The sequence below is a fragment of the uncultured Draconibacterium sp. genome (genome assembly GCF_913063105.1).
In the GTDB taxonomy this organism is placed as follows: Bacteria; Bacteroidota; Bacteroidia; order Bacteroidales; family Prolixibacteraceae; genus Draconibacterium.
Window position 1 is genome coordinate 1 of record NZ_CAJXYQ010000037.1, and the last position, 14304, is coordinate 14304.

Annotated in this window: 13 protein-coding genes; 8 read left to right on the top strand and 5 right to left on the bottom strand. The window is 41.2% G+C overall.

Going from position 1 to position 14304, the window contains the following annotated elements; all coding sequences use genetic code 11:
• Positions 1 to 323: 323 nt before the first annotated feature.
• Positions 324 to 461, top strand: coding sequence for a hypothetical protein (locus QZ574_RS19235; protein WP_297092597.1), 138 nt, complete (start codon positions 324 to 326; stop codon positions 459 to 461).
• Between the two features lie 19 nt (positions 462 to 480).
• Here QZ574_RS19235 and QZ574_RS19240 read toward each other — a convergent pair whose 3' ends face one another.
• On the bottom strand, positions 481 to 1749 hold the full coding sequence (locus QZ574_RS19240) for a DEAD/DEAH box helicase (RefSeq protein WP_297092599.1): 1269 nt from the start codon (positions 1747 to 1749) through the stop codon (positions 481 to 483).
• 285 nt (positions 1750 to 2034) lie between these two features.
• Between QZ574_RS19240 and QZ574_RS19245 the strand changes: the two genes are divergently transcribed.
• The 6 genes from QZ574_RS19245 (at position 2035) to yaaA (ending at position 8463) form a co-directional block, all read left to right on the top strand.
• Positions 2035 to 2193, top strand: coding sequence for a hypothetical protein (locus QZ574_RS19245; RefSeq protein WP_297092601.1), 159 nt, complete (start codon positions 2035 to 2037; stop codon positions 2191 to 2193).
• Between the two features lie 247 nt (positions 2194 to 2440).
• Complete coding sequence (locus QZ574_RS19250) at positions 2441 to 4444, top strand: hypothetical protein (RefSeq protein WP_297092603.1); 2004 nt, start codon at positions 2441 to 2443, stop codon at positions 4442 to 4444.
• A gap of 275 nt (positions 4445 to 4719) precedes the next feature.
• Entirely contained in the window at positions 4720 to 6090 is a 1371-nt protein-coding gene (locus QZ574_RS19255; protein ID WP_297092604.1) for a serine hydrolase, read from the top strand.
• A 288-nt stretch (positions 6091 to 6378) separates the two neighbouring features.
• Positions 6379 to 6912 carry a hypothetical protein gene (locus tag QZ574_RS19260; protein ID WP_297092605.1) on the top strand — a complete coding sequence of 178 codons (534 nt, stop codon included), beginning with the start codon at positions 6379 to 6381 and terminating at the stop codon, positions 6910 to 6912.
• A 25-nt stretch (positions 6913 to 6937) separates the two neighbouring features.
• On the top strand, positions 6938 to 7471 hold the full coding sequence (locus tag QZ574_RS19265) for a hypothetical protein (RefSeq protein ID WP_297092606.1): 534 nt from the start codon (positions 6938 to 6940) through the stop codon (positions 7469 to 7471).
• A 224-nt stretch (positions 7472 to 7695) separates the two neighbouring features.
• Entirely contained in the window at positions 7696 to 8463 is a 768-nt protein-coding gene (gene yaaA, locus QZ574_RS19270) for a peroxide stress protein YaaA (RefSeq protein ID WP_297092607.1), read from the top strand.
• 146 nt (positions 8464 to 8609) lie between these two features.
• Here the strand turns inward: yaaA and QZ574_RS19275 are convergent, their stop codons facing one another.
• The 3 genes from QZ574_RS19275 to QZ574_RS19285 form a co-directional block, all read right to left on the bottom strand.
• A complete protein-coding gene (locus QZ574_RS19275) occupies positions 8610 to 8981 on the bottom strand; it encodes a DUF3127 domain-containing protein (RefSeq protein ID WP_297092609.1) in 372 nt (123 codons plus the stop codon).
• Between the two features lie 284 nt (positions 8982 to 9265).
• Positions 9266 to 9970 (bottom strand): FKBP-type peptidyl-prolyl cis-trans isomerase, encoded by a 705-nt coding sequence (locus QZ574_RS19280; RefSeq protein WP_297092611.1) that lies wholly within the window; start codon positions 9968 to 9970, stop codon positions 9266 to 9268.
• A 41-nt stretch (positions 9971 to 10011) separates the two neighbouring features.
• Positions 10012 to 10623: an FKBP-type peptidyl-prolyl cis-trans isomerase gene (locus QZ574_RS19285; RefSeq protein WP_297092613.1), complete on the bottom strand. Its 612-nt coding sequence runs from the start codon at positions 10621 to 10623 to the stop codon at positions 10012 to 10014.
• A gap of 281 nt (positions 10624 to 10904) precedes the next feature.
• Between QZ574_RS19285 and QZ574_RS19290 the strand changes: the two genes are divergently transcribed.
• Positions 10905 to 12152 carry an ABC transporter permease gene (locus QZ574_RS19290; RefSeq protein WP_297092614.1) on the top strand — a complete coding sequence of 416 codons (1248 nt, stop codon included), beginning with the start codon at positions 10905 to 10907 and terminating at the stop codon, positions 12150 to 12152.
• A gap of 726 nt (positions 12153 to 12878) precedes the next feature.
• Here QZ574_RS19290 and gap read toward each other — a convergent pair.
• On the bottom strand, positions 12879 to 13880 hold the full coding sequence (gene gap / locus QZ574_RS19295) for a type I glyceraldehyde-3-phosphate dehydrogenase (protein WP_297092616.1): 1002 nt from the start codon (positions 13878 to 13880) through the stop codon (positions 12879 to 12881).
• Positions 13881 to 14304 lie beyond the last annotated feature (424 nt).

Here is a 14304-nt window from a genome sequence, read left to right on the forward strand (position 1 = left end):
ATTACTCATGTCTTCGTTATTTTCTTTTGAATTTCATTCAATTTTAAATCGATGTACTTCCAGTGCATCGTGGTTTAGTTTTTTCAAAAACAGCTGTTAAAAAAACGACGCTACATTGAAACTCCCCGGCCTCTTTTGCTCGTGTATTTAATCAAAATAAAATCTTACTGAGAGCGGGAAGCTCTGAGGAAACGAAGAGATCACCCGTCCGAAGTTGGGTTTTATGAAGGGTAAATGCTAAGGGCAAAAGCAGCCTCGAACTTTTTGAATACTTTTTGGTTCAGGCCAAAAAGTATTGCCTCCGGCAGGAAAACGATGCAACAATGGTACTTAATTATGAATCGTTCGGGGCAGTTCCCCGCAAATTTACTTATAATCCTGCGGCTGAGGTACGGATTACAAATCCGCACCAGCGAAGGGTAATCCGTGCCCTTGTCGATAAGACCAGAAATATGAATTAATAAAGTTCTCCTGTGGTAACTACCTTTTCTTCCGTCTGAATCCCGGGTTTTGGTTGCCTCGTTTTTTATTACGGTTGGCAAAAAACTCCTGTCGTTTTCGCTGTTTTTCAGCTTCAAATGCTTTCTTTTCATTGGCATTCATCGGCTTGTCGGTCTGCGGAAAAGGATTGTTATCGGCAACTTCAATCTTTAGCTTTATCAGCTTTTCAATGCTTTTTACATAAGCATTTTCTTCGGGCTCGCACAACGAAATGGCTATACCTTCTTCGCCGGCCCGGCCACAGCGGCCAATACGGTGTACATAGGTTTCGGGCTCGTTGGGTATGTCGTGGTTAATTACATAACGCAGTTTGTCAATATCAATTCCGCGTGCCGCAATATCGGTGGCTACCAGCACCCGTATTTCTCCTTTTTTAAACCGCAACAGGGCTTTTTGGCGCTGGTTCTGACTTTTTTCGCCATGAATAGCTGCACTTTCAATTTTTTTGTTGCGCAGGTTTCGCACAATCCGGTCGGCGCCGTGCTTGGTTCTCGAAAACAGCAGAACCTGTTCCAGTTCTTCATTTTTAAGAATATGCAACAGCAAGTTCTTTTTATCGCTTTTGTTGGTGAAATAGATTTGCTGCTGTATGGTTTCAGCGGTTGACGAAACCGGGTTTACCGCCACTTTTTTGGGGTTCACCAGAATTTGTTGCGAAAGCTTTACAATGTTTTTTGGCATGGTAGCCGAAAAGAACAACGATTGCCGCTGTTTGGGTAATAGCTTCAGCAGTTTGTTAATGTCGTGAATAAACCCCATATCGAGCATGCGGTCGGCCTCGTCGAGCACAAAATACTTGATGTGCTGCAACGAAATATGATTCTGACTGATTAAATCGAGTAAGCGTCCGGGAGTGGCCACAAGTATGTCGATGCCTTTTTGCAGCTGACGTACCTGCGGATTTTGCGGCACCCCTCCAAAAATTACGGTATTATACAGCCTGCTGTATTTGCCATAAGCATTAAAACTGTCGCCAATTTGTATGGCCAGCTCGCGGGTTGGGGTAACCACCAGCGCTTTAATCCGTCGCCGGCCTTTTTCGTGTTCTGAGTTGTTTATTAAATGCTGAATAATTGGTATGGCAAAAGCGGCTGTTTTTCCAGTGCCCGTTTGTGCACTACCCAATACATCATGTTTTTCTAATACCAGCGGAATGGCCTGTGCCTGTATGGAGGTTGGTTCCGTATAGTTTTCATCCTTTAATGCCTTAAGTATTACAGGATGTAATTTTAAATCTTCAAATTTCATTATTGTTTTCTTTGGTAAACAAGGGCTCACAAAATAATAACCGTGAATAAAGAGCACAATGCTACCAAAACGCTTCCCCTCTGTTTTTGTTCTAAACCGCGGCAAAGATACTACAATTAATTACTTCGCATCATAAATCCAATTTCGGAGCGCTGGCAGGTAACTATACTATTGAACCCTTTGGGACTTAAGCTGGACTTTTAAGAGCAAAATACGGCTTGAAAAGCCCACATCTTTGTATCGAACAAATAAACAAACAGTAATAACACTTTAAAATTTAAAACGATGAAAAAATTAAAAAGATTAGCAGTAGCATTTGTATTATTAGCAGGTATTGGAGTAACAATGGCATCATGTTCCGACGATTATTATTACGAAGATCCACTTCCGGCTCAGCCGATTGAGGTCTCTCCAGAGCAGCCTCCAATAGTTAATCCTGAATAAGGACGAACTTATGGCATTTGAATTTAGATTGAACAATTGATTGAGAAAAGCCCGGTATTTAGTGCCGGGCTTTTTCGTTTTGTCTTTAGTGCAATCTATTTTAAAGCGGATTTGGTTTCGTGGTCAGCAAATACCTGCAAAAGATACACTTGGTCTTTTTGGGATAATTCCTGGTCTTTTCTGGTTAAAAAACCAGCCGGTAATCCAACATATTTGTACTAGTAATAACAATTAAAACAGGAAGGTTATGAAAGCACTATTAGGTACAGTCCTGGTTGTGATGCTTTCTTTAGGTGGATTTGCATCAACCAAAATCGCCGGGGATAAGGACACAAAAAACCCGGACAATGAATTCTCAGTAGAAATACTGAATGTTTCGCCTGAGTTTAAAGCAGGCAATAACGGAACGATGGAAATGTCGAGTGTATTTCTGGCAAAAAAGAAGGGCTCGGCAGATGAACTCTTTGGCTCGTTCTGGGCCGAATTTGATTTTGAGGATGGAAATTCCTCAAGTATGTATGAAATTAGAAACTGGAAAGTAAATGACATTCGCCTGGCCGAAGATCTTTCGTTGGAAGAAAAGGCGAAAATTGAAAAAGCTTTTTACACAGAATTAAAGTCGCAGTTTAAAGAGCTTCCTAAAAGCACTATCGACAAGGTTTTCAGATCATCGAATGCAAGCGGTGAAACACGATTTAACGAAAAGGCACCACCAATTATTTATACCAATCAGCCAGCAGCGTTGATTATTGTAAATGGCGAGCCTTTTTATGAAGAGCTGGATAAACGTTTTTCGAAAATTGCCAATGCCGGTGCATTTATTGTTAAGGATAACAAACGAGATACCTATTATATGTATGGTGGTGGCTTGTGGTTTACCTCTGAAAATGCCCTGCAGGGGTGGGAGTACAACGATGATGTGCCAAACCGTGTAAAGCGGGTAATGAAAAAACATGCCCGCGAATTGTACGACAGCATGCAAAACGAGCAATACCAGGCAAGGATAATTCCTGACCTTATTTTTAGCACCGAACCGGCAGAATTGATTTCTACCGATGGTAGCCCGAAATACGTTCTTATTCCGAATACGAAACTGGTTTATGTTGAAAATTCTGATGCAGAAGTGTTCAGGCAGGTGGATACCAATACATACTATGCCTTGTTTTCGGGGCGCTGGTTTGTTTCGGATAAGCTGGAGGGAAACTGGCAGTACCTGGCTCCGGGTGATTTGCCTGCCGGTTTTGCCCAAATTCCGGAAAATCACGATAAAGCCAATGTGCTGGTAAGCGTACCCGGAACAAAAGCTGCCGAAAATGCTGTGCGCGATGCACAGGTGCCTTCGGTAACCCGGCATGATATTTCCACCACTTTAGATACAAAAGTGGCGTATAATGGAGATCGTGAGTTTGCAGCTATCGACGGAACCAACCTGAGCTATGCTGTAAACACCTCGAGTCCGGTAATTCAATGGAATAACAGCTATTACCTGGTTGATGAGGCAGTATGGTACAATTCGTCATCGCCTTACGGACCATGGCAAATTGCAACACAGCGTCCGGCAGGGGTTGAAGAAATTCCGGCCGATAATCCGCTTTACAATATAAAGTTCGTTCATATTTATAAGAATACCGACAGGGTGGTTTATACCGGATACACATCGGGCTACACCGGGTCGTATGTTTATGGTCCAACAGTAGTTTTCGGTACCGGATTTCATTACCACGGATGGCATGGTCGGTTTTACTACCATCATCCCATGACCTACGGTTATGGTTTCTTCTACGATCCGTTTTACGGATGGGTACCTGTTTATTCGCCCTGGTTCCGCTCGTCGTTTTACTGGAACTGGCATTGGCACTGGGGATGGGGTTGGAACTGGCACTGGTATGGCTACCGGCCACCGTATTACCGTCCGCCACACTATCGTCCGCCGCATCACCGGCCAAAACCCGAGCATCCGATTGAGCGTCCGGGACGCCCGCAGCAACCTGCTCAACTGCCGGCCCAGCCCGACAGGCGACCTGCTCAGCCGTCGACACTGCCCGCTCAGCCCGGTACAAGGCCTGTACAGCCAGGTGGTACCATGCCCAGCCAGCCAGGAACCCGGCCCGTGCAGCCTGATGTACGTCCTGCACAACCGATACACAGGCCCGCGCAGCCGATTATGAGGCCAAGTCAGCCAGCTACACGGCCAATGCAACCGGCAACCCGGCCAGCACCGGCACCAACTCCGTCGCAAATGAGACGGTAGCATCTCTTCCTTAAATTTATCAGGAAGCGTGTGGATAAAATAATAAGGCGTTTTGGAGTAACAAGCCGGCATGTCGAAAATAGTACGCTTCATACTCCAATAGCCAACTAACATATCCTCACAGGCGAGATTGTTTTAGCTCAGCTATAACGTCTCGCCTTTATTATAGCTAAAAAGAACTGAACCGAATGGGACTTCGCCTGAGCTTTTATGAGCCGAATGGCAGCTGGTAAACCGGCATCTTTGCATCAGTAATAACGATAAAACGAAATGCAATGAAAAGAAAAACAGTTTTAAGAGGAGGGGCAATGGCCCTGGTTTTATTAGCCGGTATTTTGCTGATAGCCAATAGCAAAGTGCGGAGCAATAAAAAACAGGTACTGGAGCAAAAAGAAAAAATAGCAGCAAAAGCCATGGATGGTTTTCCGGCCAGTGCCGAATCGCAGGTAACATTTATGAATGCTTTTGAGCAACCTTACAACAAATGGGCATTCCGGAATATGGGTATCTATTCTTCATTAATGGTTCCCAGGGGTGGGGCAGTTGTTAATTTTCCGCGAAATAGTACCCCCGACTTTATTCACGATCAGTTTAACGGCGGAAACGGGCAAAGTGTACTCGATGCCTTGGTTGCCGACGATACCGATGGAATTATTGTGATAAAAGATGGCGTAATTCGTTACGAACAATATTTTGGAGATTTTAAACAAAAAGATCTGCACCTGTGGGCATCATCTACAAAATCGCTTGTGGGGGTGTTAGCCGGAATTCTTGCCGATAAAGGTATGCTTGATTTGGACAAGCAGGTAGAGGAATATATTCCTGAAATGAAGGGAAGTGGCTTTGAAGGTTTGAAGGTGCAGCAGCTTTTAAACATGGTTACTGCTATCGATTATTCGGAAGAATACGAGGATTTAAAGCCGGGTAACGTAAATTACGAATACTTTCGGCGAGTGGGAATGATTCCTGCCTTTGACCTGATGTCGATGGATCCGAAAACAAACGATACGCCCCGGGGAAATATGGAGTATTTGCCAAATATACAAAGCGATGCAAGTAAAAATGTGGGAGAAGTTTTTGAATACCATTCCCCAAATGTTGATGTAATAGGAATGATTATTTCAAGGGTTACCAACCAGTCGCTGGAGGAAGTTATTGCCGAACATATTTGGCAAAAATTGGGTGTTGAACACGATGCGCAGATGCTTGCAGACGTTGCCTTTAGCCCGATTGCCACCGGTGGATTTTTGACAACCCTGCGCGATTTTGCCCGCTTTGGTTATACTGTATTAAATGATGGGAAATTTAATGGTGAACAGGTCATCCCCAAAGAATTTATCGAAGACACTTTTAATTTAACTACTTCAGAATACATGGCGGGGCAACGAAGTATCTATCGCAGTAATACCGATGGTGCCGCATATGACAAACATTTTGCCGGATATAAAAATTTCTGGTGGATACACGATCCGGATAAACAAGTTATGACGGCACGCGGGGTTTACGGCCAGGGTATTTATATCGATAAAACCAACAATGTAATTATCGCTCATTTTGGCAGTGCCGAATCGGCCTCAAATGCCGTTCGCGAAACCAGCAAAATAAAAATGGATGCCTTTAAATACATTGCCGAGAATCTGAAATAAGCTCAAATTAGGTAAACTAAGAATATTGACTGCAACGCAGTATACAAACGAATAAGATATTTTAAAAACTTTGGGAATAACAGTTAGTGTCGTTTGTTATTACTGTAAGTTCAAAAGTGGGGGTAGGCTCTTTAGCCTGCCCCTTTTTGATGTACACCCCGCCTTATTTTTTTTTGAGCTTTTTGGGATGACTGGAGAACCGTAAAGAGCAGATTACCGGAAGGGGTGATACTAAATTTGTAAAACAAACGAGATAATACGAATTAAGAATATTAAAAATTAAAACAAATGAAAAACAACGAGCAGAAACTAATTTCGCCATTTGCAATAAATGGTTGCGAAGTAAAAAACAGATGTGTATCAAAAGTAAGACTGGATGAAGGAGTTACAACATTTAGCGGCATGTTTACCACCCATACTATGGAATATTACGAACGACGTGCTGAAGAGGGAGTTGGAATGATTGTTACCGGCAATCAATCGTCAGAAATGTATGCGCCCAGACAAGATCTGACAGACTATCCTTCGGGAGCAGAAATGACCGAATACATACAGCGCTTAAAAAAAATGGTGGAACGCGTGCATCGCTTTGGAACAAAAGTTTTTGCCGGAGTAAACACCAGTTTTAGCAGTGCTTTGCCCGGATTTCTGCTTGTCAGACGCATTGACGAGTCAAAAAATAAGGTGCGTGAAGATAAGGTGGTAACCTTAAACAGTTATGCGGAAGAAGACCAGGCCATTGATGAGTATGTGAGATTGGCTACGGTTGCCCGCATTGTTGGATTCGATGGTATTCAGGTTGACCTGACCCCAGTTTACTAACGGAAACAGAAAACCTGAGTTTGTTTTGGATTCTTCATTCAACAAAATAACAAATCTGCAAGGTGAAATTCGCGAACGTATAGCGTTTGCCAATAAGGTTGTTGAGGCTATAAAAATAGTTTGTGGCGACGATTTTCCGGTGATGCTGAACATTCGGATTGATGATAAATTTATTGCAGCAACACAAAGTGCACGTAGCCGGGAGAAAGCCTGGTCTGACTATAATGGCATAGAACGTGTGCTTGAAGGTGTGAGCGAATTGGAACTGGCTGGATTTGATGCCTTTAATGTTGATCTTACAGCTTCTTCAATGAAATTTGAGTCATCAAACGATTATTTACTGAAGAGAAACCTGGTGCTCATCAATAAAATTAAACAACAGGTTTCCGTTCCGGTAATTCTCGAGGCTTTTAAAGAACAAAAGGAATTGGCAAAAAAGGTATTGCACAAGGGGTTTGTTGATGCCATTGGCGTAGAAGATTCCTATCTTTTACGTCATGATCACCCTTCAGCACAGGATACTGTTTATGATCACTATTCCAAATACTGGATTGCGTAAGATGGAATTGAAAACCGTAATAAAACATTTTGAGAAAAAAAGAGCTATGATTCAAGGAACTGGAATTAGCTTTTAGATTTATGTCGTTTGATTTGAGTTTTTGTTATAAGCTACCTTTCTTGGGGTAGCTTTTTTTATCTTAATCTTTATCCTTGATTTTACAAAAAGGCGAAATCTGAACATTAAAACCGCTTTTCTGTTAATTTTGAAAAAAATCAGAAACTATGTTAGTAATCATATCACCGGCAAAATCGCTTGATTATAAAACGCCTGCGGTAACGCAAGATTATACGTTTCCCGAAATGCTTGATGAGTCGGAAAAACTGCTGGTAAAATTGCGTAAGATGAAACCCCAACAACTCTCGGAGTTAATGGGGATTTCGGCCAGCCTGGGGCAGCTGAATTACGAGCGTTTTCAAACCTGGCATCAGCCGTTTACGCCCGAGAATGCCAAACAAGCTGTTCTGGCTTTTAGCGGCGATGTTTTTCAAGGCCTTGATGCACCTTCGTTTAGCAAAGAGCAATTGCAAAAGTTACAGTTAAAACTGCGTATTCTGTCAGGACTTTATGGTGTGTTAAAACCCTTAGACCTCATGCAGCCCTATCGTTTGGAAATGGGAACGAAGTTAAAGGTGCAGCGTTCGGCTGATTTATATGCCTTTTGGAAAAAGAAAATAACACCAAAAATAGAGGAGGCTATCGCCGAATCGGGCAGCAATGTGCTTATCAACCTGGCCTCAAACGAGTATTATAAAAGCATCGATACTAAAAAACTGAATGTTGAGATTGTTACACCTCAATTTAAAGACATGAAGAACGGACAGTATAAAATGATTTCGTTTTTTGCCAAGAAAGCAAGGGGTTTAATGACTCGTTTTATTATCGAAAATGAGATTGAAAGCATTGAAGAGCTGCAGGCTTTTGATGCTGAAGGGTATGTTTTTAATCCACGTTTATCGAAACCCGGTAACCCTGTTTTTACGCGGGGTTAGAATTTCACTTGCGCGTTTTAAGAAATCTTTTTTTCAATTCGTGGATTATTTTCCAATCTGTGAAGAGACCCAAATAAAAAATGCCATCTCTGTATTAATCAAAGATAGCATTTTCTATTTATCGTTATTCTGTTGTCCTTCGTCAATTAAAAGGGAAGGTCTCCTGCTGCGTCGTCAGCCGGTTCAGGCGGAATATCATCCATACCAAATTCCGGTGGCGGAACAGGCATACCTTCATCAGCTGTTACTTTATCAATTTTCCATGCATTAATATTGTGAAACCAACGACCGTTGTATTCGCGCGATTCCAGGTTGAAAGAAACTTCAATTTCCTCTCCTGAATTTAAACCATTAATTAAATCCACTTTTTCGCCAAATAAAGTAAAACATACCTTGCGTGGGTATTGCTCGTCTGTTTCAATTACAAATTCCTGTTTTTTCCACTCTTTTCCTGCTCGGCTAACCCCCGATTCGGGTTTTAAAATCTGTTCTACTTTTCCTTTAACACTTAATGCCATAATCAATTAAATATTTTGTATTCAGTGCATTATCCTATGGATGTTTCAAAATCTGTTTGAGTTTCAATGAGATTCTGAGAATCGTTTTGCCAGCGGCAAATCTCGAAAGGATGATGCTAAAAATTTAACAACGAAGATATAAAAAGAAACCCGTTGCCTTGGTTCAGACAACGGGTTTTTTTATCAACAAGTTTTTTATTTCAAGCGAAGAGCGAAATCTGATTCGGAAATGTTCTGCTAGTTGAAATTTCTCAGTCGTTCTTCTCTCGGAATGATGAAACCTGCTATTCTTCTACTATTTCCAGTAGTTCAACTTCGAAAATAAGTGCCGAGTTAGGACCGATATCGCCACCTGCACCGCGTGGGCCATAGGCCAGTTCCGAAGGAATAAAAACTTTCCATTTTGAGCCAACAGGCATTAATTGTAATGCTTCTGTCCATCCGCTAATAACCTGGTTTACACCAAATACTGCAGGTTCGCCACGATCAACCGAACTGTCGAAAACAGTACCGTCGATTAGTGTTCCGTGGTAGTGTACGCGTACTTTATCAGTAGCACCTGGTTTTTCGCCTGTACCTTCGGTAAGTACTTCGTATTGCAAACCACTTTCGGTAGTTACTACGCCTTCGCGTGCTTTATTTTCTTCCAAAAATTGGTTTCCTTTTTCAAGATTTGCCTGCGATTCGCGTTCGCCGGCATCGCGGAAAAATTTTTGTACCATGGCGTTGGCATCTTCTTCAGTAATCGAAACTTCTTCGCCAAGCGATGCCGCACGGAATGCAGCAGCCATTGCTTCAAGGTTCATTTCATCGTTTCCAGGTGCACTTTCCAATTGTTGTTTGTTGTTGGCACCAACCAAAACACCAATGGCGTAACTTACCGAGTCAACACTGGTTTCAAGTTTTACGTTTGCAGGGCCACCTTGCTGACATGAAGTTGCAGCAACGATTAACCCAACTACTAAAAGATAAATAATGCTATTTTTCATCTGATTAATTTTTTTGGTCTAACCGACCTTCATTTACTATGTTATACAATTTCTAATAATTCAACCTCGAATATAAGAGTTGCGTTTGGCCCAATGGCTCCACCTGCGCCGTTTTGGCCATAAGCCATGTCTGATGGTATAAACAAGCGCCATTTCGAGCCTACCGACATCAGCTGCAACGCTTCAACCCAACCCTGAATAACACCGTTAACCGGGAATGTTGCCGGTTGGCCACGTTCAACAGAACTATCGAAAACGGTACCGTCAATTAATGTTCCGTGATAATGGCATTTTACCTGGTCGTTTGCAGTTGGCAGTTCGCCTTCTCCTTCGTTTATTACCTCGTATTGTAGTCCGCTGGGCAATTCAATTACCCCATCTTTTTTTGCATTTTCAGTTAAAAAAGCTTTACCTTCTTCCAGGTTTTTTCCACCATCAGCTGCCTGCGATTCGGCCATAAATGACTCCAAAATCTGGTTCGCTTCTTCCGGTTTCATTCTGGGAGGAACACCTGAAAAAACATCTTGTAATGCAGTAATAAAAGCCGTTGGATGAACAGTTTTTACTCCTGATTGAATAAGGTTAGCTGAAATACTCATTCCCAGCGCATAACTAAACTTTTGTAAATCGTCTTTTAATTCGAAATTTGCCATTATAATTTTTTCTGAATTCAAGTTGGCGAAGATAAAGTAATTTTTTGGTAATTAGTTGATTGAAGTTTTTTAATTTGGAAAGGAATTTTATTTCATAAAAAATACGCGCTACGGGTAATTATTGCCTGCACATTTCTACCAATAGGAAAAGACAAAAAAAAACAAAGATGTAAGCTATTGATCTTATCTGTATCTTAGCTGTTACAAGCCGGAGATTTTTAGTCGTAAATGGAGAAAAATCGAATGGCGCTGGATTGGAAAAAACGGGAACTTTAAATTCAATGAGATCTACAACCTTATTCTTCGAAAATGTCAGAGTTGCTTTATCGTCGGTAAAGAGCAATTTGTTGCGAACGGTGTTAACGGTGTTAATTATTGCAGTGGGAATAACTGCTTTGGTAGGTATTCTTACCGCAATTGATTCGATTAAGAATTCGATAACCCAGGAATTTGCATCGATGGGGGCCAACACTTTTACCATAACGAGTAGGGGAATGCGGGTTCAGATTGGAAACAACCGTTACCGTACCAAAAACCATTCATACATTTCGTATTACCAGGCAAAAGAGTTTAAAGAATTGTTCGATTTTCCTGCAACTACAGCCATCTCGGTATATTCAACCGGAACAGCAACCCTGAAATACGCATCGGAGAAAACCAATCCGAATATCTCGGTTCGAGGAATTGATGAAAACTATTTGTCCACAGCCGGTTACGAAATTGGAACGGGTCGGAGTTTTAGCGACCATGATATCCAATCCGGCAGAAATGTTGTTTTGCTAGGAAGTGAATTGGCCAAACGCCTTTTTAAAGGAGGTGAAAATCCGATACAGAAAGTAATAAGTATTGGTAGCGGAAAATACAAGGTTGTTGGTGTTTTGGCAGAAAAAGGCAGTGGGTTTGGAATGAACAGCGATATGGTTTGTTTTATTCCATATACCAACTCACGTACCTATTTTTCGAGGCCAAATATGAACTTTGATGTGCAGATTAAAGTGGACAGGCCCGAACTTATGGATGCCGCAATCGGTCAGGCCGAAGCCTCATTCCGGATTGTTCGTAACCTCGAACCGCTTGATGATACTGATTTTAACATTGAAAAAAGTGATAACCTGGCCAATATGCTGCTTGAAAATATTAAAAATATTACCCTGGTAGCAACAATAATAGGATTGATTACTTTATTTGGGGCAGCCATAGGTTTAATGAATATAATGCTGGTTACCGTTACCGAGCGTACCCGCGAAATTGGCGTTCGAAAAGCGATTGGAGCAAAAAGCTCAACTGTAAAGCAGCAATTTTTAATTGAAGCCATCCTGGTAGGGCAGATTGGTGGTTTTGTCGGAATTATTTTAGGAATTCTGGCCGGAAACGGGGTGGCAAAACTGATCGGTTCACCGTTCTTTATTCCGTGGACCTGGATAATTCTTGGAGTGGTACTTTGCTTTTTGGTCGGAATAATTTCGGGATATTATCCGGCGCAAAAAGCTTCAAAACTCGACCCGATTGAATCGTTGCGTTACGAGTAGGAAACAAGGCAAAAGTAAAAAGTTGAAAGGCAAAGGTTTGTAAGCTTGTCATCTCGAAGCATAGCGAGAGATCTGTTTCCGAATCAGATCGAATCAGTCTTTTTTCAATCTCTTTTAATCTCATTTTTTCAGTGTACAAAAGCTAAGAGCTTCCGTCAGAGAGTGATTATCTTATGGAAGATGATCATTATCTTACGTCAGATAACCTTTTTCATACACCAGAGAATGACTATCAGATATCAGCGCCTCAATATCTTATAGGAGATAATGTTGCGCTGATTGTTTATAACTATTATCTTCCATAAGTTAATGGTCAACTAATGAAAGATGGAGTATATCTTATAAAAGACTATGTTAATTTGGTGTTTTGGAATGGAGCGCTGAAGGAAGATAATCATTTGCTCCTTTCAGATGATTGCTATCTTATGGGGTATTAACTTGTAGAAAGTAGCCTGAATTAAAGCATCAGTAAAGAATTCAGAATGGTGGTTAACGATTTTTGATTTCTGAAGTAGTTGGTAAGAATCAGTTCGCAGTTCGCAGTCGCAGTTTACAGCATCCAGTACCTGGAATCCCGCATTAACAATTTAGCAATTTTACAGTTTAACAATTGCTTGCAATCTCTCTGTCTCAGTGCTCACCGTCTTAATGGCAATGACAATTCTTCAACAACTAAAAAAGGGACACCTTTCGGCATCCCTTTTCATACAGTATATAATTGTATAATTATTTTACTGATTCCATGTACTCGATCAATTCACAAACTTTTGCTGAGTAACCCATTTCGTTGTCGTACCATGATACAACTTTTACGAAAGTGTCAGTTAAAGCAATACCTGCTTTAGCATCGAATACTGAAGTTTGAGTTTCACCGATGAAGTCGTTAGAAACAACTGCATCTTCAGTGTAACCTAAAATTCCTTTCAATTCACCTTCAGAAGCTTCTTTCATTGCAGCACAAATTTCTTCGTACGAAGCACCTTTAGCCAGGTTTACAGTAAGGTCAACAACTGATACGTCAGGAGTTGGAACACGGAAAGCCATACCTGTAAGTTTTCCATTCAACTCAGGAATTACTTTACCTACTGCTTTTGCAGCACCTGTAGAAGAAGGAATGATGTTCTGGCCAGCGCCACGTCCACCTCTCCAGTCTTTCATAGAAGGACCGTCAACAGTTTTCTGAGTAGCAGTAGTAGCGTGAACAGTTGTCATCAAACCGTCAACAATACCATACTTGTCGTTCAATACTTTAGCGATAGGAGCCAAGCAGTTAGTAGTACAAGATGCATTCGAAACAAAAGTCATATCGTTAGTATATGATTTGTTGTTTACACCCATAACGAACATTGGAGTATCGTCTTTTGAAGGAGCAGACATTACAACTTTTTTCGCACCTGCGTTGATGTGACCCTGAGCTGATTCTTTAGTTAAGAAAAGACCAGTTGATTCAACAACGTATTCAGCACCTACAGCACCCCAGTTAATGTCGGCTGGATTGCGCTCTGCAGTTACACGAACAACATTTCCGTTAACAACCAGTGCACCGTCTTTTACTTCAACAGTTCCGTCAAAACGACCGTGAGTTGAATCGTATTTCAACATGTAAGCCATGTATTCAACATCAATAAGGTCGTTAATAGCTACAACTTGTACTGTTCCTTTGGCAACTGCCTGGCGGAAAACAAAACGTCCGATTCTACCGAATCCGTTAATACCTATTTTAATCATAGTTGAGAAAGTTTTAATTTATTTAAAAGAAAATTATTGTAATTATTTCGCTTTCAGGTTTTAACTGCCTGTTTTAAAAAGCCACACAAAGTAAATACATTTTATTCATTGAGTCAAGTGCTGTTTTTTTTTTCGTCCGAACCTTAATATTTACTTAAAGTGTTTAGAATGCGGTGGATTGATTTTTTAGGACAAATGTGTTGTGTGCGTCTGAATATGCCATTCTCGCGGGCTTAAAAAAAGCTTAAGTGTCGATAATTCAACATAATAAGCAAAAATATTGATGATGAGAAAATGCGTCAGAAAAATTGAGGGGCCGCTTAATTTATGTTTCCTGTTGATATTACGGATCAGTTAGAATTTCAGGTGGAGCAACTCATTTAATTAGCTTGCTATAATATGAAAGCCGAATCAATTAATAAGC